General features: G+C 32.9%; 16 protein-coding genes, 2 rRNA genes, 1 pseudogene and 1 other annotated feature. Of the genes and pseudogenes, 1 reads left to right on the plus strand and 18 read right to left on the minus strand.

Annotated features, from left to right (window positions below; translation table 11 throughout):
• Positions 1 to 344: pseudogene (locus CUL_RS17780) on the plus strand (ISNCY family transposase); the annotation flags it as partial.
• Positions 345 to 806: 462 nt separating this feature from the next.
• Here CUL_RS17780 and fusA read toward each other — a convergent pair.
• From fusA to CUL_RS0116075, 18 genes are all read right to left on the minus strand, one after another.
• Positions 807 to 2,870 (minus strand): elongation factor G, encoded by a 2,064-nt coding sequence (gene fusA, locus CUL_RS0115980; protein WP_005588594.1) that lies wholly within the window; start codon positions 2,868 to 2,870, stop codon positions 807 to 809.
• A gap of 262 nt (positions 2,871 to 3,132) precedes the next feature.
• Entirely contained in the window at positions 3,133 to 3,306 is a 174-nt protein-coding gene (locus tag CUL_RS19605) for a hypothetical protein (RefSeq protein WP_201767929.1), read from the minus strand.
• A 1-nt stretch (position 3,307) separates the two neighbouring features.
• Complete coding sequence (locus CUL_RS19610) at positions 3,308 to 3,826, minus strand: M3 family metallopeptidase (RefSeq protein ID WP_025642718.1); 519 nt, start codon at positions 3,824 to 3,826, stop codon at positions 3,308 to 3,310.
• Positions 3,827 to 3,992: 166 nt separating this feature from the next.
• Positions 3,993 to 4,232: a hypothetical protein gene (locus tag CUL_RS19615; protein ID WP_005588593.1), complete on the minus strand. Its 240-nt coding sequence runs from the start codon at positions 4,230 to 4,232 to the stop codon at positions 3,993 to 3,995.
• A gap of 306 nt (positions 4,233 to 4,538) precedes the next feature.
• Entirely contained in the window at positions 4,539 to 7,649 is a 3,111-nt protein-coding gene (gene ileS, locus CUL_RS0116005; protein WP_005588591.1) for an isoleucine--tRNA ligase, read from the minus strand.
• 50 nt (positions 7,650 to 7,699) lie between these two features.
• Positions 7,700 to 7,920: a binding site (T-box leader), on the minus strand.
• A 54-nt stretch (positions 7,921 to 7,974) separates the two neighbouring features.
• Positions 7,975 to 8,961, minus strand: coding sequence for a lipoate--protein ligase (locus CUL_RS0116010; RefSeq protein ID WP_005588590.1), 987 nt, complete (start codon positions 8,959 to 8,961; stop codon positions 7,975 to 7,977).
• Between the two features lie 83 nt (positions 8,962 to 9,044).
• Positions 9,045 to 10,337: an NAD(P)H-dependent oxidoreductase gene (locus CUL_RS0116015; protein ID WP_025642719.1), complete on the minus strand. Its 1,293-nt coding sequence runs from the start codon at positions 10,335 to 10,337 to the stop codon at positions 9,045 to 9,047.
• Positions 10,338 to 10,367: 30 nt separating this feature from the next.
• A complete protein-coding gene (locus CUL_RS0116020) occupies positions 10,368 to 11,591 on the minus strand; it encodes a BaiN/RdsA family NAD(P)/FAD-dependent oxidoreductase (protein ID WP_025642721.1) in 1,224 nt (407 codons plus the stop codon).
• A 155-nt stretch (positions 11,592 to 11,746) separates the two neighbouring features.
• A complete protein-coding gene (locus CUL_RS0116025) occupies positions 11,747 to 12,835 on the minus strand; it encodes a DUF871 domain-containing protein (RefSeq protein ID WP_025642723.1) in 1,089 nt (362 codons plus the stop codon).
• Positions 12,828 to 13,169, minus strand: coding sequence for a PTS sugar transporter subunit IIA (locus tag CUL_RS0116030; RefSeq protein ID WP_025642725.1), 342 nt, complete (start codon positions 13,167 to 13,169; stop codon positions 12,828 to 12,830). The genes CUL_RS0116025 and CUL_RS0116030 overlap by 8 nt, the downstream gene beginning before the upstream one ends.
• Positions 13,170 to 13,257: 88 nt before the next feature.
• A complete protein-coding gene (locus CUL_RS0116035) occupies positions 13,258 to 14,583 on the minus strand; it encodes a 6-phospho-beta-glucosidase (RefSeq protein ID WP_025642727.1) in 1,326 nt (441 codons plus the stop codon).
• A 166-nt stretch (positions 14,584 to 14,749) separates the two neighbouring features.
• Positions 14,750 to 16,027 (minus strand): PTS sugar transporter subunit IIC, encoded by a 1,278-nt coding sequence (locus CUL_RS0116040; RefSeq protein ID WP_025642729.1) that lies wholly within the window; start codon positions 16,025 to 16,027, stop codon positions 14,750 to 14,752.
• A gap of 31 nt (positions 16,028 to 16,058) precedes the next feature.
• Positions 16,059 to 16,367 carry a PTS sugar transporter subunit IIB gene (locus tag CUL_RS0116045; RefSeq protein ID WP_025642731.1) on the minus strand — a complete coding sequence of 103 codons (309 nt, stop codon included), beginning with the start codon at positions 16,365 to 16,367 and terminating at the stop codon, positions 16,059 to 16,061.
• A 265-nt stretch (positions 16,368 to 16,632) separates the two neighbouring features.
• Complete coding sequence (locus CUL_RS0116050; RefSeq protein WP_025642733.1) at positions 16,633 to 19,338, minus strand: sigma-54-dependent transcriptional regulator; 2,706 nt, start codon at positions 19,336 to 19,338, stop codon at positions 16,633 to 16,635.
• Positions 19,339 to 19,467: 129 nt separating this feature from the next.
• Complete coding sequence (locus CUL_RS0116055; protein WP_025642735.1) at positions 19,468 to 20,733, minus strand: uracil-xanthine permease family protein; 1,266 nt, start codon at positions 20,731 to 20,733, stop codon at positions 19,468 to 19,470.
• 255 nt (positions 20,734 to 20,988) lie between these two features.
• The gene (locus CUL_RS0116065; RefSeq protein ID WP_005588579.1) at positions 20,989 to 21,858 is read right to left on the minus strand and encodes a radical SAM protein; all 870 of its coding nucleotides are present in this window, start codon (positions 21,856 to 21,858) and stop codon (positions 20,989 to 20,991) included.
• A 255-nt stretch (positions 21,859 to 22,113) separates the two neighbouring features.
• Positions 22,114 to 22,230, minus strand: a 5S ribosomal RNA gene (gene rrf / locus CUL_RS0116070).
• A gap of 252 nt (positions 22,231 to 22,482) precedes the next feature.
• Positions 22,483 to 22,639 (minus strand): 23S ribosomal RNA (locus CUL_RS0116075); the annotation flags it as partial.

Here is a 22,639-nt window from a genome sequence, read left to right on the forward strand (position 1 = left end):
CTATTGATAATGGCAGTGTTTTTTCTATACACAATAGACATTTTCAGGTATTAAAAAGCCCTGGATTGCCTGAAATCCCAAAGAAATCAAAGATCACTGTTATAATCAGTACTTCAGTAGGAATTAAAGCAGAATACCAGGGCAATGTTTATGAAGTAATTAACTTCATAAAGCCTAAAAGAAAACATGAAACCAAGCAGAATAAACTTAAAACTAAGTATATACCTCCAGATGACCACTATTTCAAATATGGCCATGATAAATTTAAAAAAGTCTATTTCGATGAAAGTTATGAGGAAGTACTCAGTGTCCTAGAAGAAATATTTTTAAGCAAATACGCTTAATTTCAATGTTTTAACATCCTTTGGGGCTAGTTGCAAAACAAGCTAGTGAAATTTTAAATGTCAAGGACAAGCTTTGCTTGTTCATTTTATCCTTGACATTTAAAATTGAACAGCTACAATATCAAAGCCCCAAAGATGTTATTATTATATCCTAATACTGACATTTTTAAGCGATAATTAGCTTATTTTTTACTGACATTTTCAAAAGTTATTGACATACCCTATTTGAAAATTTGATGGCAAGTATATACAATAGAATTGTCCCCTATATACTTGTTATACCCAGAGTTTACCTTTATATTCCTATGATTTTATATCTCCTTATATGCCTTGACCATTAGCCATATAAATTTATTTAAGTTGGTAAAGCAGAAATTCCCTATGTACTGTAGCACGGCCATGGGAAAGTTAAGTATAAAAGAAAAAGCCCGACTATTCCCATCGAACTTTTTCTTTTATTGATTATTCCTTTTCAGCCTTTGCTTCTTCTATTATTTTTTCAGCAATATTGGATGGTACTTCTTCGTACCTTATGAATTCCATGGTAAATCTTCCTCTAGCTTGGGTCATACTTCTCAAATCTATAGCGTATTCAAATAGCTCAGCCTGTGGTGCCTCAGCTATAACCAGTTGAGAACCATCTGCTTGAGGTTCCATGCCTAGAATCCTTCCTCTACGTTTATTCATATCCCCCATTACATCTCCCATATAATCTTCAGGGATTAATATTTCTACTTTCATAATAGGTTCTAATAATATTGGATTAGCTTCCTCCACACCCTTTTTAAAAGCAAGGGAAGCGGCAATTTTAAAAGCCATTTCATTAGAATCTACTGGATGGTATGAACCATCAAATAAAGTGGCTTTTACATTAACTACCGGATATCCTGCAAGAACTCCTTCTTCCAAAGATTCTCTTAATCCTTTCTCAACTGCAGGGAAGAAGTTTCGTGGCACTGCTCCACCAAATACTTCTTCTTCAAATATGAATTCTTCATCTGTAGGCTCAAACCTTATATGGACATCCCCATATTGTCCAGCTCCACCTGATTGTTTTTTATGCCTTCCTTGTACGCTAGAACTTCCCTTTATGGTCTCTCTATAGGCGACTTTTGGCTTAATTAAATTGACTTCCACACCAAAAGTATTTTTCAATTTATCTATAATAACAGTTAATTGCATATTGCCTTGACCACCAATTAATAATTGTTTCGTTTCTGAATTCCTTTCCACTACAAAAGTGGGGTCCTCTTCCGTTAATCTGTGTAATGATGTTCCAATCTTTTCCTCATCACCTTTAGCTTTCGGTTCTACAGCTAAAAATAATGTTGGTTGTGGATACTCTATTCTATCATATAAAGTTGGGTTAGATTTATTGCAAATACTGTCCCCTGTTTGTGTTGCTTGTAGTTTAGATGTAGCTCCAATATCTCCAGCTACTACTTCCGATACTTCTATCTGATTTTTTCCCCTAAGTACAAACAATCCGCCTAATTTATCGGTTTTATCCTTACTAGCATTATATATATCTTGATCTTTTGTAATCTTTCCAGATAAGACTTTGAATAAAGACAGTTTTCCCACAAATGGGTCTACAATAGTTTTAAATACTATGGCTGAAAATGGCTCATTTACATCGACCTTTCTTTCAACCTGTTCCTCACCTGTATATCCAATATTTACACCAACTTCTGCTGGGTTTGGTATATAGTTCTTAGCTACGCTTAATAATATATCAATTCCCATAGATTTTTCCGCTGAACCGACTAGCAAAGGTACCAAATCTCCACTAGCAATTGCAAGTTTTAATCCTTTTCTAATTTCCTCAATAGTAAATTCTTCACCTTCAAAATATTTTTCCATTAGTTCTTCATCTGTTTCAGCAACCTTTTCCATTAATAATTCTTTTATTGATTGGATTTGTTCCTGAATTTCTGCCGGTATATCAACTTTCTTAACATCTTTGCCATTATATTCAAAAGCTGTTTCTTCAATTATATTTACCAATCCCTTGAAATTTTCTGCCTGCCCAATTGGTAAAGTAAAAGGTACTACCTTATCTCCAAATTGCCCTTGAATATCGTTTAACACTTTTTCAAAATTAACATTTTCTTTATCCATTTTGTTTAAAAATATAAATCTTGGAATATTGTGCTCTTCTGTATATGACCATGATTTTTCTGTCCCAACTTCTACCCCTGAGGAAGCATCCACAAGTAATATAGCACCTTCACTTGCTTTTAAAGCACCATACATTTCCCCTACAAAGTCAAAATATCCAGGAGTGTCTAAGAAATTGTATTTAACATTATCCCACTCCACAGGAATTACAGCTGTTCCAATTGAGACCTTTCTTGCAATCTCTTCCTTGTCAAAATCTGATATGGTATTTCCATCATCTACCCTACCTTGTCTTTTAGTTATTCCTGTAACATATAGTATTGCTTCTGTTAAAGTTGTCTTGCCACTACCACTATGTCCTATTAAGCTTAAGTTTCTAATTTCATCAGTTTGATATACTTTCATGAATACCTTTCCCCCTTAACCAGCGTTTTTGTTATTTATATTCAAAGATTTTATATTATAAAACCTTTTAAATCCAAAAATCATTACAACTATCCTTTTAGATTATATCATGAAACCGCTATTTGTCATAGTGTTTTTTATTGTCTGTCAAATTATACATATTATACTGTATGTTATAGAAGATGATTGAAAAGGTTTCTTCTGATTATCAGTCATATTTAGATAAATAATAAAGGGCGAATATTTGTCCTTTATTCAAATATTAGAAATACCATTTTAGGGAAAATTCTCCTCCGCTTATCCTCTTGAATAGTTCTTCAAATTTATACAATCCAGATGGATTAATTACTTCACTAATCAAAAATTCACCAAATTCTTTTGGCTTCTCAGATATACTATTTACACCTTGATTTCTGCAGAATACCTTTCTTAGCATTTTACAGGTTACATCTCCCATAAAATAATTGTGCATATATATGGGATGGGTTGTATAGGGAAGTAACATCGTTTCTATATAGTTCATGGTCGAAGAATATATTCCCTATAAATCTTAAGTAGCTTAACTTTTCATATTCTGCCATTTGTCTAAATTCTCCTTCTACATTTTCATCAAAGAAACTTTTATAAAACAATTCATCATGTAAAAAACTTCCAAATAAATTTGCTATACCTTCTGTAACTATTCCATTAATTCCACTGTTTAATATTAATTCATTAGGATCTTGTAAAAAGGAGTGAACTCCATGGCCTGTTTCATGTAGCAAAACTTTGAATTCACTATATTGGTTTTTTACATTAGCAAGGATTCTTGAATCGTTCCTTGTCTCTATTGAAAAATTATATCCCCATTCAGATTTATTCTTTCTTGGAAACATATCATAGGTTATATTAAATTTATCTAAGTCTATTCCAAAGTTTAAAAAGAAATCTCTTATAATATTATAATAGTTGGACATATCTACTTTGGTATTTAATGAAGGGGAAATATTAGATTTTATATATTCGGGCTTAATTCATCCTTCTCCAATTTATACTGGACAAAGTCCTTAGAACCATAGGCTTTAGCTAACCCTTTTCTTAAGTTTATTAGCCCGATAAATCCTCCATCAACTAGTGGTTTGTTTATCTGGTTCCTTGAAAAATAAGCCTTTTTCTCAGACTTCTGTCTTCTTCTTTGGATAGTATTTGGTCTATCTCTACAGAAGCTGTTTCTCTTCCATCTATGTTAAATCTAAAAGTGTTAAGTATTTTGGACAATTCGTTGGTCTTTTTTCTTATTTCTAAATTCAATTCATTTAATTTTTTACCTATGTGGAAAAGCTTAAAAATATTATAAGCTATTTTAATCCGTCTTCTATCCATAGGTTCTAAATCCTTTTCATTATGTTCACAAATTATTTGATGATTCCTTTTATCTTCTAAAAATTCAGTTATTTCTTTATAAGCTTCTTCAATACGAAAATCATAACCTGTAGTATATTATACCCAACTTAGTTTACTGACCTTTACTTGCCTTGTTTTTAATTCTTTGAACAATTCATTAACCTTTTGAATAGACATTAAAACACCCCTTTGTTTTTGTTATAATTATTATAAGATTAGGGTGCCAAAATGGTAAGAAATGTTTTGAAAAAAAGAAGACCTTCAAAAAGGCCCTCCCTTTAATTTTTATTTGATTTTTTCCAGTTTTATCCCCGTCATATGACCATTTAAATCTTGTTTTTCAAAGGAATCATCAGATGTTCTCACGATTGATAGAGCTAAGGTCTCTTCTTTGATATAGTCTTCAAATAACTCTACTGCTTCTTTTATCTCATCATTTCCATCATAATAGATATTGATATTATCTAAGACCTCATAACCATTATTCTTTCTCATCTGTTGTACCTTGGATATAAACTCTCTTGCATATCCTTCGTTGATTAGATCCTTTGTAAGAGTGGTATCAAGGATTACAAATAGATTGTTTTCCATAGCCACGTCAAAACCTTCTTTAGAGGATATAGTAACCATTACATAATCTTTTTCTATTTCTACCTTTTCTCCATCTAAATTTAAGATTAATTTTTCTCCCAATTCTAATTTTTTTACCGCTTCATGAGAATCTAACTCATTTAAAGCTTTTCCAAAGGCTTTCACCTTGGAACCTAAAATAGGTCCTACCACTTTAAAATTGGGTTTTAGAGAATAATTCATAAATTGACTTAGATCCTTTTCAAATACAACTTCTTTGACGTTTAACTCTTCTTTTATTAGAGGTACTAAATCTTTAATTTTTTCTTCATATTTTCCATCTATTAATACTTCTTTTATCGGTTGGCGCACCTTGATCCTAACAGTTTCTCTAGAAGCCCTACCTAATCCCACTAAATCCCTTACCAAATCCATCTTTTCTTCTAATTCCAAATCTATTAATTCTTCTTTATAGCTAGGATAGTAGTCTAAATGGACTGATTCTTTGTCGGTTAAATTCCTATATAGCTCTTCCGCAATGAAAGGCACAAAAGGTGCAATCATCTTGCTAATACCTACTAAAATTTCATAGGTAGTATTATATACAGCCTTTTTATCATCGTCTAATTCTGTAGACCAAAAACGTCTTCTAGAACGTCTAATATACCAATTAGAAAGATCTTCAATAACAAATTCTTGGATTGCTCTTACTACTCTTGTCAATTCAAATTTATCCATATCTTCTTTTACCTGTTTTATTAGGCTATTATATTTTGAAAGTACCCATCTATCTATTTCTTCCCTCTCTTCATATCCTATGAAGAATTCTCTTGGATCTACATCATCTGTATTGGCATATAGGGAGAAGAAATTATATACATTCCTTATGCTCCTAAAGAATTTACTCTCTACCTCTCTAAGTCCATCTTCATCAAACCTTGTTGGAGTCCATGGTGGTGAAACATAGATTAGATACCATCTCAATACATCGGCCCCATATTGATCAAATAAGGTAAATGGATCTACTGTATTCCCTCTAGACTTAGACATTTTCTTTCCATCTTTATCTAGGACAAGATCGTTTACCAAAACACTTTTATAAGGAGATTTACCAGTAACAAAAGTAGATATAGCTAATAGTGAATAGAACCAACCTCTAGTTTGGTCTATTCCTTCACATATATAGTCTGCTGGGAATAATTTATCAAAATTCTCCTTGTTTTCAAAGGGATAATGGTGTTGAGCAAAAGGCATTGCACCACTATCGAACCATACGTCTACTACGTCTAGTTCTCTATTCATTATTCCATCACATTTTTCACATTTTAAATGAACATTATCTACATAAGGCCTATGAAGTTCTATAGATTCATCTATATCCTCCATTGACCTTTCTACTAATTCAGCTATTGAACCCACACTAGTAGTGTGCCCACAACCTTCACATCTCCATATTGGAAGTGGTGTTCCCCAATATCTACTTCGAGATATAGCCCAATCATTTAAATTTTCTAACCAATTGCCAAACCTTTTTTCTCCAACGAAATCAGGATACCAGTTTACTCCATTATTGTTTTCAATTAGTTTATCTTTTAATTTAGTCATTTCTATATACCAGCTAGGTTTTGCATAATATAGAAGGGGTGTATGGCATCTCCAACAATGAGGATAATTATGGGCCATTCTTTCCTTTTTATAAAGCTTACCATTTTCCCTTAACCATTTTACTATATCTGGATCTGCATCTATGACAAATTTGCCTTTCCAAATAGTATCGGTAAATTTCCCTTCATCGTCTACTGGTTGTAATACTGGTAAATTATATTTCACTCCAGTATTATAGTCATCCTCACCAAAAGCTGGAGCAGAATGAACTATTCCTGTACCATCTTCTGTAGTTACATAGTCTCCTAATGTAACAAAAAATGCTTTTTTGCCATCATCTACTTTTATAAATGGAATTAACTGTTCATATTCTACATGCTCTAAATCTTTCCCCCTCAATTCCTCTAATATTTCATAATCTTCCCCTAATACCTTGTCAGCTAAAACTTTACTTACATAATATATTTCATCATCTTGTCTTACCCTTAAATAGATTTCTTCCGGATTAACAGTAAGACATACATTACTAGGTAAAGTCCAAGGTGTAGTAGTCCATGCAAGGAAGTATTCCTCCCTATCTTTTCGCTTAAATTTAACTACCACTGTTTCAGATTTTATCTCTTCATAACCTTGAGCTACCTCGTGAGAAGCTAAGCCCGTTCCACAGCGTGAACAATAGGGTAATATCTTATGCCCTTCGTATATTAGACCTTCCTTAAAGAATTTGTCTAAAATCCACCAAACCGATTCTATATAATCGTTTTCCAAAGTTATATACGGATTATCCATATCGATTTCATAGGCCATTCTAGTAGTCATTTCTCTCCACAGTTTTTCATATTGGAATACGGATTCTCTACATTGTTTGTTAAAATTTTCAATTCCATACTCTTCGATTTCATACTTGTTCTTTAAATTCAATTTTTTCTCCACTTCAATTTCTACAGGCAAACCATGGGTATCCCATCCAGCCTTTCTTTTAACCTGATACCCTTCCATAGTTTTATATCTGCATACTAAATCCTTTAAGGTCCTAGCCATTACATGGTGAATTCCTGGTTTCCCATTGGCAGTTGGAGGCCCCTCATAGAAGATAAAAGGCTTGTTTTCGTCCCTAGTCTCTACCGATTTATGAAGAAGATCGATTTGTTCCCAGTATTTTGAAATATTCTGTTCTCTTTCGCTCACTGGTTCATTAGATAGTTCTTTAAACCTTTTCAATTTTTTCATCCTTTCTATTTTAAGTGTAAAATAAAAGTCCCTAAGCAAAGCTTAGGGACGGATTTCCGCGGTACCACCCAAATTATAGGATAAATAATCTACTATCCTATCACTCTTTTAATATAACGCCTATAGCGTAATATCCTACTCTAATTTCGGATATTATACTCCGAGGTGATCTTCATAAAAGGTTTATTAATAATCTCTCACCTTAGGATTATTTCTCTGTGCAATAAATTCCCTTTACTACTGTCCCCATCATAGTAATTAATATTGTGTTTTGTGTATTAATATATAACAATTATGTCAAGTTTGTCAAGTTTATTTATATGATACAGCTCATTATATCATATTTTGATATTCCTGAAAAATAGTATCCTATATCTATATTGTCTAATACCTTACTGATTTCATCTTCTCTGTATTTAATGCCTATAAATTTATTTTCCACATCGGATATTTCTCCACCACCAAAAAAGTCCCCATAAATTTTGATTCCTTTTATTATTCCCTCATGGACATCTATTTTAGTCTCTACCTTCCCTGAAGGAAATCTCCTAGATTTCTCTATATTAAAATCTGGGGAACTGCCAAAATTCCATTCCCATGTAGCATATCTCTCTTCCATCAATTTATTTATATTAGCATAATCTTCTTCTGTTAATTTATATTCTTCAATCTCCTTATTTCCTTTAAACATATGCTCTAATAAAAGTTGTTTGAAATCTTCTACAGTTATATCTTCTTTTAAATGGTCCTTAATATTGGTTACTCTACTCCTTACAGATTTTACCCCTTTGGATTCTATCTTATCTTTTGATACCTTTAAAGCCTTTCCTAAAACTTCTAAATTCGTATCAAAAAGCATTGCTCCATGGTGAAGGACCTTTCCTTTTTTCATATATTGGGCATTGCCACAGAATTTTTTACCATCTATTGTAATATCGTTTCTACCAGAGAATTCAGCTTTTACTCCTAGTTTAGCCAATACTTCTATTACCGGTTGAGAAAAAGCTTCGAAGTTAAAAGCAGAAGTTTCCTTACTTTTTGATATAATAGTATAGTTTAAATTACCATAATCATGGTAAACGGCTCCTCCACCAGATAATCTTCTAACTACATTTATATTATTTTCCTTTATATAGTCTAAGTTTATCTCCTGAATAGTATTTTGGTTTTTCCCTACTATTATGGAAGGCTCGTTTATCCATAATAAAAATATTTCGTCAAATTGATCTAAACTATCAAAAACATATTGTTCTAAAGCTAAGTTGAATTGAGGCCTATTATCATCGTTTTTTATGTATATCATAAAAATCCCTCCGTACTATTTTATTTAGTAATACTATTATATTTTATCTAATTTTTTAAAAGTTGTAAAATATTGTTTAGCATTTAACCCATTATTTCTTCTTGCAACTTTCTCAATCTGTATATATTTCTTTCTTTATTTATTTCTACCATATCATAGGTTATAGGTTGACCTTGCCTAATATCTTTGACTACTTTTGTATCCTTGTCAATAAGCCCTATAGGTACTAACTTTTCTTCCTTTGCCACCTTATACTCTTCAATACTACCATAAACAGTATATCCTCCTATACCATCTAATCTATCCCCTACTTTTAAATCTTTCTTGGCCACTGTAATAGTTTCTGCAACTATTCCCTTTGTAGGTGCTATAGTTGCCTCTTTATAATAGCAGGCATTAAATATAGTTATAGGTGTTTCTAGGCTAGTAAGATGATAAGGCCTGTATAGTACATAATTAGGCCCTGAACCCATATTTAAATATTCTAATTGTTTATGTACTTCATCCAGTTTTGTAGTAAAAATGGCAAAGACTCCTGGTGCAATTCCCATAACATAGTCAACTATTCCATATCTATTGAGAATGCCTCCCTCTTCTCTTAGCCTAAAAAATCTAGTCAAATCCCTTAAATCGCTATTAATACCATAGCCTCCTCTTATATCTGGAACAAAACCTGTAGCATTAGCCATACAGGTCATCTCTATCATTGTATTGGTACCGTCTATAAAACCCGTCAACATATGAGGTTTTAAACCCTTTCCCATGGCTTTTTCATATACGGTATCCGGATTTGCCTTTAAATCTAAAGGATTATTTTTCCCTTTTCCAATGGCCAACACTTCAAAGCCTAATCCTACTGCAAAATCATATAATTCCATAACAGCTCCCGGTTCATCTCCTGCTGTTCCTGTATATACCACTCCTGCTTCCTTAGCTTTTTTATATAATATTGGTCCTACTGCTGAATCAGCTTCCACATTTAACATGATTATATGCTTTCTATTCTCTATTGAGTCTAAAGAAATCTTTGCACCTACTTCTGGTACTCCTGTAGCGTCTACCACCGCTTCGATAGTGTTAGCCTTTGTTGCTATGTCCATATCCTCAGTTGCAATATATTTTCCCTTTTCTAAATAATAATTTATTTTATTTAATGAGTTTGAAATTACAATATCTTCTTGTCCAATTCCTGCTGAGAGAAATGCATCTACTGCTTTTTCTATATTTCTATTAACAACCAAAGAAGGCGACATGCCTTTAATTCTAGACATTTGGTTTATCAAACCTTTTCCCATCTTCCCTGCTCCCACTATAGCAACTTTTATATATTTACCTTGTTCTGCTAATTCATTTAATTTTCCATTCATAGTTAGCATGAAATCAATCCTTTCAATATCTTTCTTCCCCTACTCTAAAGAAGCATTCCTTCCAGCCACATATCCTGATGACCAAGCCCATTGAAGATTAAAACCTCCACAATCACCATCTATATCAACAATTTCTCCTGCAAAATATAATCCCTTTACTAGTTTTGACTCCATGGTAGAGCTGTCTATTTCATCAGTATCTACTCCACCTGCTGTTACCTGAGCATCTTTAAAGGACTTACTCCCAGATATTTTAAATCTCCAGTCAGTAAGTATTTTTGACAATCTACTTACTTCATCATTGCTCAAATGAGCAATTTGTTTGTTTTTATTAATTCCTAATTCCTTTAATATGGGAAGAATTAATCTTTTGTTTATTAGCCCTATTAGTCCTATCTCTATAGTCTTTTTTGCCATAAATCCAAATCTATATATTAGGTAATTATATAGCTCCTCTTCTGTCTTCCTATGAATAATGGACACCTTTAGCTCTACATCTTTATTATCCTTTAAACATTTTAAGGCTGTTCTGCTCAGTTGAAGAACAGGAGGACCAGATATACCATAGTTAGTAAACAATATATCTCCACTATCCTCTTTAATTAATTGATTCCCATTATAAAGGCCTACTGTTCCCACAAATTTAACTCCATCTACTTGCTTAAATATATTTCCTTCAAGTTTAAGCTGTACTAATCCGGGAAAAATCTCTGCTATGCTATGCCCCATATTTTCAGCTAAAGTATAACCATTGCCATCTGAACCCGTATTAGGAGCTGCATTGCCTCCAGTAGCCAAAATAACCCTATCTCCATATACTTTTCTACCGTCTTCTAAAGTTAATACAAATCTCTTATCCTTTTTTATATCTACCACAAATCCATCGGTTATAACCTCTACACCTAATTCCTCTAGCTCAAACCTTAATACATCTAAAACGCTAGAACTTTGATAAGATAGGGGAAATACTTTCCCATTATCTTCTATGGCAGGGGTTATGCCTAACTGTTCAAAGAAATCTAATGTTTTATCTACTCCAAACTTGGATAGGCAGCTATAGGCGAATTTAGGATTGTTGCCATGGTAATTTTCTATAGACAAGTTCACATTGGTATAATTACATCTACCATTTCCAGTAGCTAGTATCTTTTTGCCTATTCTATTATTTCTTTCAAGTATAGTTACATCTGCACCATAATTCCTCGCAAAAATTCCAGCTATCATCCCAGAAGCACCACCACCTACTACTAATACCTTAGGCATGATTCAAACTTCCTCTCTAATTTAAGATTCATTTCTTATTATTCCATTATATTTTATATGTTATTTGTGGTTTTGTCTATTTAATTAAAAAAGAGGTTATAGATTTTCCTTTATAACGGAAAATTTATAACCTCAGGGTTTCTCACTTGAAAATTCTATATAGAAGACTCGAACTTAAATTTTTGCCAAGGCTTTATATGATCTAGTAAAAATACTTCCTCATCTACTACTTTCCCTACTACGCTAGTTTTTCCACTATTTTTCATAGGCTTTAATGCTATTTGTAATTCACCAGCATAATGTTCGTATAAGCTGCTGTCTATTATAATATCTCCTTTTTCAATGTCCTTTGGATTAATCAATTTAAAGTCATAACCTTTATATTTAACCCTACTTTGAGTTGACCTAATTACGTACTCTGATATATCTCCCCTATTAATATGGAGTTCTTCCAATACTATTTTCTTTTCCAACTTTGGTAGACTATCTATTAACTCTACTTTTAGCGTAAGAAGATCCTTGTTCATTTTCCCTAGGGTTTTTAATTCCTCTTCAGAAGCATAACAGTTTGCTATTATCACATCATCTATAAGCCCGGTATTAAAAAGATCTTTGGCTTGAGTTTCTATAGGAAGCTCTCTATGCTCTTCCAATGTAGGTAGGCCTTCATTAACTAGCCAAGGACCAAAGGTAGCATTTGTTGAAGAAACAAAGGCTGCCGTCCTAAGGCCATATTTTTTGAAGCTCTCAGATGTCTCCATAAAATGTTTCCTGGATAATCCCGTATACCTATGAGGATAAAAGTTATGACATCCAATAATATTATTTTTATTTGGCATATATGCCATTATGTTTTTCAAATATTTAGTATTGTTGCTCATATTTATCTCTATTTTTAAACCATAGGGATTAAACGACATTATACTTTCCTCATTGCCAGAAAAGCCTAAATCCAATCTAATTCCCGTTAAATTCATATCCTTAAAGAACTTTAGATCTGAATAATGAATATCTAAAGATTTAAATACGGATGGAGATACATCTGCTATTACCTCCATACCTAGATTCTTTCCATGGTTTACTATTTCCCTAAACTCCCTTAGTATCCTGTCCTTATCTTCATCAATTGAAATCAAGTTTGTGAATATCCGGCTAAATCCATATTTTGATGCTAAACTTAAATACCTTATATCTTCCTCTAGGGATGAATTGTTTGGATATATGGATACACCTAGTCTACGCATTGACTCTACTACCCCCTGCCACTATAGAACTATAAACTACTTCATATAGGTCTATAAATTCTCTAGCCATATCTCTAGTCGTTATGGCATTCATTAGATGATCTTGAGCATGAACTAAAAGCAGGGAGAAATCTTGTTTTTCCCCTTGAGCTTCCGATTGTATCAGCTTAGTTTGACTTTTATGTGCACAAGCAATCTTTTCATTTGCATCTTCTATATTAGTTCTTGCTTTATCAAAATCGCCTTTTTTTGCGTAAGATATCCCCTCCATACATAGACTCCTTGCTTCTCCACTGTAATTAATAATATTCATTATTATCATCTCTAAGTCCATATTACTCTCTCCTTTAAAATTTAAAAATTATATACATTTGCTACAATAATCTATAATATGACACAAATCCTCTTTAAAATTATGTTATCTATATTCCTTTAAAAAAGTTTGGAAGATAACTTCTATGTGCTTGTAGTAGTTCATCCAACATTTTATGTCCTTCCCTATCGTTTGCAACAAGGGGATTCGTTATCATTGCTAGAAGGGCTTTCTCATAATTTCCTTCTACCGCTGCCTCTGCTCCTAATACTTCAAAAGCTTTTATCTGATGAATAATTCCCTTTATGGGAATGGGAAACTCATCAATAAATTTATAAGGTATAGGCCCATTTTTTGTTACCTTACAAGTTATTTCAATAGCATTGTTTCTATCTAAATCCTTAATAGTATTTCCATTTAATGTGTTTACTACTTGAAGGTCTCCCTTATCATTATATATGGAACTTATAAGATTACAAGCAGCATCAGAATAGTAGGCACCTCCTCGCTTTTCCAATTCTTTAGGTTTGTGCTTCAATTCCCTATTTTTATAAAGTGCAAACAAGGATCTTTCTACTTCCATTACTTCCTCCGCCCTATTCCTACCTTCTTTAAATTTCACTATATCATTTTCCAGCATGTCTTTAGTTTTATAATAATATTTGTGATATGGACAAGGTATTAACCTGAGGGCCTTAATAAATCCTTTATCCCATTCCATAGGATCTATGTTTTCCATATTTATAGAAGCTGAATTTTCTATATATATATTTAATACCTCATCTGTTCTATCTTCTCCATCTATAAATACATTAAATCCATATACCATATGATTTAATCCAGCAAAATCTATTCTAATCCTATCTCCTTCTATACCCATTATTTCTGCTATACCCTTTTCTACTCCTATCGGGACATTACAAAGACCTATAAACTTCCTATGTCTTGAATATTTGGAAAAAGCTTCGGTTACCATGCCTACTGGATTTGTAAAGTTTATTAACCAAGCATCAGGACATAAATTTGTCATATCATCAGCAATTTCTAATAATACTGGTATAGTTCTTAACCCTTTAAAAAGTCCGCCTGGCCCATTGGTTTCTTGCCCAATAAATCCATGGGATAGTGGAATACTTTCGTCCTTATTTCTAGCCTCGAGCATCCCAACCCTTATTTGAGTTGTGACAAAACTAGCTCCGTATAATGCTTCCTCCCTATTTAAAGTTAGAAAAATATCCATTGGTATTTTAGCCTCTTCCACCATTCTCTTGGCCAAATTTCCAACTATATTAAGCTTTTCCTTGCCTTCCTCTACATCTACAAGCCAAAGTTCATCTACCGGAAGTTCTTCGTACCTTTTGATTATCCCTTCAATAAATTCTGGAGTATAAGATGAACCACCGCCAATTACAGCTATTTTAATTTTTTTATTCAAATATGCCACCCCTTTACAAAATAATATTGTTATTGGTGTATAAAGAATTAGTCCTTTATACACCAATAAACAAACCAAATATCCTATAAGATATTAGTTAGAAGTAAATTGAATATTAAATATATTTCCGATATAAAAAATCCCAATCCCCTTAGTATAAAATAATTCATTGATTAGTTATTTTAGTTTTCCTACTTTGTCTATCAGCTAGTTTAATAAAAGGTAGATATATGAGTACTGAAATTACAAGGTTTATAGAAGCTAAAACTGCTGCCCTCCAACTTGCTGAAGTAGCCCCTGTTGCTAAAAATGCTCCTACTACTGGAGGAGTAGTCCAAGGTATAGCAACATACGTTGGAGGTGCAAAACCTGTAGCGGTACCAATATAACCTATAAGAGTCAATATTCCAGGAGTTATTATAAATGGAATAAATAATATTGGATTTAACACTATGGGGAGTCCAAACATCATAGGCTCGTTAATTTGAAATATCCCCGATGGTGTTGATAGTTTAGCAACTTCCCTATATTCCTTTCTCTTCTTCGCTGCAATAAAAATAGCAATTATTAATCCTATAGTTGCACCTGAGCCACCTAAATGTACATAGGTATCAAAGAAAACCCTAGTTATTACATTTGGTGCCGCCAGTCCTGCCTCTATTGCAGCAGCATTATCTGTAAGAGCAGGTAGATATAATGCATTCATTATAGGATCCAATATATTTGCACCATGTAGACCAAAGAACCAAAACAAATTGATTAACATGGCCATTACCATAGCTGAACCTACTCCTTGACTAAAACCTTGCAGTGGTTTTTGAATCCCTTCGTATATTACATCATATAAACTTACTCCTCCTAGCTTATCTATAATCAGAAATACAATTCCAAAAGTAAAGATAGTAATCATTCCTGGTATAACAGCTGCAAAAGCTCTACCTACTGCCGGAGGTACCTCTTCTGGCATTTTTATAGTTAAATCTCTTTTAATCAATTTAACAAATATTTCGGTGGCAATTAACGCTACTATCAATCCTGTAAACAAACCTGTAGCTTGTAAGTAACCCCAATGAATATATCCCCAACCTGCATCACCATGGGCCTGTGGTAATGTAGCAAAATAAGAACCTACTGCAATTAGTCCAGCTGCAAGAGAGTTTACATTGTAGGATTTTGCTAAACTATAAGCTGTAGAAAAAACAACTAATAATGTCATTATAGCTAAAGTACCCCACCAAACTTGATCGCATATAGGAATTAATATTCCTAATGGTGCTATCCATTGGAAGATAGTGTTTTTTAATAATACAGCAGTAGAACCTGCAAGTATCAAAGGCATAATGGCTACAAAACCATCTCGGATAGCAACTAAATGCCTTTGTCCACCAATCCTAGCTGCAACGGGAACAAATCTCTTTTCCATAAAATCCAAAAAATTATTCATGTTAATCCCCCTTTTAAATATGAAACTTTTATTAGTTTTTAGCCATACTTAAAGCCTGTTCTAAAACCTTTTCCCCATTCATAGTCCCATAATTAATGGTATCCACTACATCAACGGGTATCCCCTTAGGTTCCATTAGTTCCTTCATCTTTGGCAATAGATACCTTACCTGCGGTCCAAGTAAAACAATATCAATTTTATCCATAATATTTTTTGCATCTGCCTCTGCTACAGCAAATACATTTACATTCATCCCTTTTTCCTTAGCTACCTTATTCATTTTGCTTACTAGTAAACTAGTGGACATGCCTGCAGAACAGACAAGCATAATATTTACCATATGAATCAGTCCTTTCTGTAAGGTTAATGAGTAGTTTAAGCTATACCCTATTCACCTCCAACAATTTATTTTTATGTACTATATTACATTTGCAATTACCTTGCCAATATCACTGATAAAATAATTCAAATAATAAAAATCTATCTTTAGCAGCTTCTTTCATAATTTCACCATTATATATTTAATAATGGGTAAAATAAATATATAAAAACCGTGTAAATTTCTAAACAAAAAAAGAAAATACTGTGTAAAAGTTTACACACTATTACACAGTATTTTGGTTTAACAAAAACAATTTCAATATATAGGCTAATTCATCTTCCCCTAAGGAAACCTTATATTTTTTCTCCATAAAGGAAATAGATTCTTTAATAATATTCATCTCTTTTTCATATAGATTTCTATAAATCTCCAAATCTTCAAATTTCCTAGGGATTACACCAGCCAATAGATTATCTATTAAAAAAGATATATGGAGTACGATTCCTATCTTAGCGTCGGATATTATTTCTATTTCCAGCTCGTTTTCAATACTATAGATTAAATATTTAATATCCCTAGTTATTTCTTCCCCATCTAAATTTGTTAAATGTTCTTTTAAGGATTCTGCTACCTTCATATACATATTTTCTTCATCTATAATTTTCTTTAATTTATTTATGCCATAACCCTTGAACACTTCTATGGCAGGTATGAAAGGTATATATCCTATATCCATATTTACCGTTGCAATAATGGCTATGATATTATACTCTTTACTTAATCTACATATTCTATTTTCTAACTTTTCTTCATCTATAATATTTATGGCCATTATTTCTATATTTTCATCAACTAAAGAGGTTTCTACTACTGATTTTAACTTTTTGGAGGCCCCATCTCCTGTAAAACAAGCGGTAACAATTATGTTTTTCCTTATCTTTTTCTTCGGCAGCTCATCTTTATAAAGATCCTTTTTGTTTAAAGATTCAATAATTTCATCTAAACCATAGCCCATTACAACCTTTCTCAATACCTGAAGAACCATGGGAGTGCTAACCTTTTCAAGTGTTCTTACTTCTATTCCAGTTTCTTCCCATATCATGTCCCCAAAGGTTGTTAAAGAGCCCATATCCACTAGCATTACTACTCCCTTTCCCTTGTCTATTTGCTGGACCTTATCCTTTGTTAGCTCATACATAATTTTGGGATTCATGGATAAAGGCATATCTAAGGCAACGGCATGTTCTATGCCTATTAAACTATTGGCTACTTCTACCATACTGCTTGCAGTAGATCTACCATGCATGACAACTATTACTCCTACTTTTGGCTTTTCTTCTCTAAATTTTTTATTTGAATCTGTTGTAAAAAACATGGCCAGATACCCTATTTCATCTACAGGAGTTTCAATGTGAAATTTATTGTCCAATATCTTTGCAATTTTCATAGCAAATAAGAATTCTTCCTCGTAATTAATTCTTATAGAATTTAGCTTAGGATTATATATTTTTTCTCCCTTTTTTATCCTCTCTATACTTCGCTCTAAATGGAAGGATAATCCAAAGTATATTTTTTCGTCGAATTCCTTTCCCAATTGTTTTTGAGCCAATAATAATATTTCCTCAGCTACTTGAAGTATATTATCATTTACTACATTTGATATCCCAGTTCTATCAAAACGCCTATATATACTTCCTATATATTTTTCAAAATGGGATTCAATATCAATGTTTATTATCTCATTAATATCCTTTTCATCTATGCCCGACCCCTTTAAAGATTCTAGTTTTTCCTCAATAGCAGTATAAAAATCCTCAGATCTATTATCATCTACATTCAATAGAAGGGGAGGTTCTTCATGCTGGTTAAATTTAAAAATATCATAGGTAGTATTTAGTAGCTCATCTACTTCATTCCTATAATCATTAATACTTAAAATTCCTTTTCTTACGTGATTAGGTAAATCCCCTTGGTTGATAATTAGATAATCGCCATTTTCAGATTTATATCTAAGAAAAGCCTTAGCACAAGCCAGTTGTATATCAGATTTAAGCTGACCTATATTGTTTGGACAATCATACAATAGATAAGAAATAATAGAATTTTTATTTATATATATGCTCTTCCCAAGCCTATGGGATTCTTCCTTGATAAAGGTTTCTATTAAAAAATATCTTTCAGATAGGCTCCTATCCCTTATAGGTGGCAAGGTTATTATCATAGGTATCCTGCGAGTGAAAGTTTTTAATAAATGGGAATTTGGATTTTCTGTTGTTGCAGCAATTATTCTAACATCTACATGGATTAATTTTTCCGTTTCTCCTAAAGGTCTAAAAAAACCATTATCAATGTAGGTGAACAACATCTCTTGACCTTGAGGCGGTAACCTGTGGATTTCATCTAAAAAAATAAATCCCGAATCTGCCTTTGTAAGCAATCCATCCCTATCCCTATCAGCACCAGTATAGGCTCCCTTCTTAACCCCAAATATTTGAGCCGTCAATAGATTTGGATTATCTACATAGTCTGCACAATTAAATCTAATAAAAGGAGCGTTTTTTCTCACTATATTAGATTCTATAGCAAATTGATACATAAGCTCAGCAAACATGGATTTTCCTACGCCTGTTTCCCCTAAAAGTAAAGTATGCAAGCCTTTAGGAGGATACATAATAGCAGCCTTTGCCTTTTGTATAGGCATAGCTAAGCTCTGTGTCGCTCCTACCATTTTGTCTAGGCTGTTGTTAGAATCCACTATTGAATTCCCCCCTCGGGAAACCCTATTAGTATCATTATTAATAGATTTATATAGAACCGGTCTTCCATCTATTTTTTCTAACTTTCCCTCTTTATGAAGGATATTTAAATACCTGCTAATATTAGATCTATCAGTTTCCAGCATAGAAGCTATATCTTTAGCAGAAACACCTTCCCTTTTTTTCTTTTCCAGATGGAGCAAAATTTCAAATACCTCATCTACTCTGCCCAAATTTACCACCTTTTCAACTATTATATTGGTTTATTATAAAGATATCAATAAACACTTTAGATTAACTTGTGATTATTATACCAAATAAAATAAAGCCTGTCCTTATAATTCTAGACAGGCTTCATTCCATTAATTCGATTTTTCTCTTCTATTTAAAACAGCATTCAGTATTATCCCTACTATTGCTGCAAAACTCAAACCCGATATTTTAACCGTATCATTTATTGGAATTCCTATAGTAATTCCGAATTTATTTTCTATTATACCACTTCCAAGGCCTAATATTAATATAGTTCCCATAACTATAATATTTTTCCAGTTGAATTCTACTTTGTTTGCCTTTATGGTTTTAACACCTATTAAAGATATCATACTAAATAGCATTAAACTTATTCCACCCATAACTGGAGTAGGTATGGTGCTTAAAAACACACCAATCTTTGACACAAATCCCAATACTATTGCGAATACTGCTGCCAGCCTTAATACAGACGGGTCATAATTTTTGGTTATAGCTAAAACTCCTGTGTTTTCTCCATAAGTTGTATTAGCTGGCCCTCCTATTAAAGCTGCTATGGTTGTAGCTAATCCATCTCCCAATAATGTTCTATTTAAACCTGGATCTTCTATGAAGTTTTGGCCTACAACTTGGCCATTGGTAGTTATATCTCCTAAATGTTCCATAAATACTGCCAATACTACAGGAGCTATTATAGTTATAGCGCCTATATCAAATTTTGGTAATCTAAAAGCTGGTACTGCAAATATAGCTGCTTCTTTTACCACACTAGTATCTGTAATTCCCATTTTAAAAGAGACTATATAGCCAGCGGTTACGGCTATCAATATTGACAATTGTTTAAATATACCTATTCCTTTAAAATTAACTAATAATGCTATTCCTAAGGTTATTCCAGCTACTAATAAATTTTCCCTGGCATTTCCAAAGGCCACTGGAATTAGATTCATACCTATTACTATTATCATAGGCCCTACTACTTGAGGAGCAAGATATTTTTGTATATTTTCTACCCCAATTTTCCTAATTAGGAAGGATAAAAAAATATATATTAAACCTGCTACTACCATCCCACCTTGAGCATAAGCTAAATCTCCATTATACATCTCCTTTACTGTCAATATTACTGGAATAAATGCAAAAGATGAACCTAAGAAAACTGGAACTTTACCTTTTGTACAAAGATGGAATATCAAGGTCCCAAGACCTGCAGAAAATAATGCTACTGATGGATCAAATCCTGTTAATATAGGTACTAAGACTGTGGCTCCAAACATGGCAATTAAATGTTGAAGAGCTAAAATAACCTTTTTTGAATTCTGCCATAATCTAGCTTCTGTTTTATCAGTTTTACCTACAATTACATTTTCAGTCATAAAAAAACCTCCCTTTCTAATTTAAGGAGAGTTTTCTCTCCTTTTCAGCCTCCCTGGACTGATTTAAAGGACTGTTAGATTGTAATAATTTGCTCATAAAAAAGGTCTCGCTAACAGCAAGACCTTTTATGCAAATAGGCATAATTATCCATACTAATTACAATCTTGCCAGTCTCTCTGGACTGATTTAAAGATTACTATATGTTTTTATTCCTAAACATTATATCATTATATTCTCCAATAAGCAACATTTTTTTATAATCGCCTATACATTTCTTTATCATCTAATCCACCTATATTTAAACCTTCCTCAATTTGCTCGAGTATAAGCTTCTTATCCTTCATAAGAGTTCCTCTTAATGAAACATAATTAGAGGCATGATTACTTCTAAAAATACAATTGTCAACTTCAAGCCCTTCTACTAAAATCTTCGTCTCTTTTAATACTTCTCTAGGGGTTAAAAGCTGAAATTTCCCTTCCAGTACCTCTTTATAAAGCTGGGTATCTTCTTCCAGTAGTAAGGTCAGTAATCCAATATAATGGGGTTTCATTTTATTAAGAGTTTTAGCTGATTCTATGGCATGAAGCTCTGAATTGACTTTCCCTCCAATTCCAGATATTAAAGTCACTGAAAGCTCTATATTAGCCTCTACAATTTTTCTACCCGCCTCTATCATTTGAGTAGAATTTACACCCTTTTCAATATCCTTTAATATCTTATCACTTCCAGATTCTAAACCTAAATATACAATACCCAATCCTAAAGCCTTTAACTCCAATAACTCTTCCTGGGACTTGTTTAAAATAGATCTAGGAGAACCATATATGCCTACCCTTTCACATTCTGGGAACAAAACTTCTATACCCTGTAATATTTTAATTAGTTCTTTAGTTTTAATTACTAAAGCATCTCCATCAGCTAAAAATACACGTTTTACATTTTTATAATATTTTCTACCTATAATTAAATCTTCCATTATTTCTTCTGTACTTCTTATTCTAAATTTTTTATCTTTATACATGGAACAGAAGGTACATTTATTGTGAGAGCAACCTATTGTAGCCTGTACTATTAAGCTATAGGCTTCACTAGGTGGTCTATAAAGGGCTCCTTCATATTTCATTTGTATCTTCTCCTTCTTTTATCTCTCTTTTTCTTTTTACCCTGTAGTTTTCTTATTATTCTTTTAATCTAATTATAGTATATCTTAAATATTACGGCAAATAAAAAAGGCTCCTAGCAAAACATCGTTAAGGAAGCCTTTTTTGAAACTTATTTAGGTCAAGTTCTTTTTATTAATATTCCATATAAGTGAGAACTTTCCTATTCGTTATAAAAACCTCTACTTCGACCTACGAAGTAGAGGTTTTATCTATGTACTTGGCAGCGTCCTACTCTCCCAGGGCGTTACCACCCAAGTACCATCGGCGCTGAGAGGCTTAACTTCTGTGTTCGGTATGGTTACAGGTGTTCCCCTCTCGCCATCGCCACCAAATATTCATTGGTTTGACCTACCATCCATTTGTTCCAAAAGCATTCACAAATGGGGTAAAGCTTTTTTATAGTATTTTATTATGGTTTTGTTGCTTCGACTTAACTCTATTGGTTTGCTGCATTGAGTACGCAGTCTCGCTACACAAATCTATTTGCTCGCTATCGCTCACATAGATTTGGTGCTCGTTGCGTTTGACTTAACTTTTGCTCACTATCGTTCGCTAAGTTAGGTCATAAACAGTAAATTATATTTCTGGTCAAGCCCTCGACTTATTAGTACCTATTAGCTAAAAGTATTGCTACTCTTACACTCTAGGCCTATCTACCAAGTGGTCTACTTGGAGTCTTAACCTTTTTAGGTGGGAAATCTTATCTTGAGGGGGGCTTCGTGCTTAGATGCCTTCAGCACT

This window comes from [Clostridium] ultunense DSM 10521 (assembly GCF_000511955.1).
GTDB lineage: Bacteria > Bacillota > Clostridia > Tissierellales > Tepidimicrobiaceae > Schnuerera > Schnuerera ultunensis.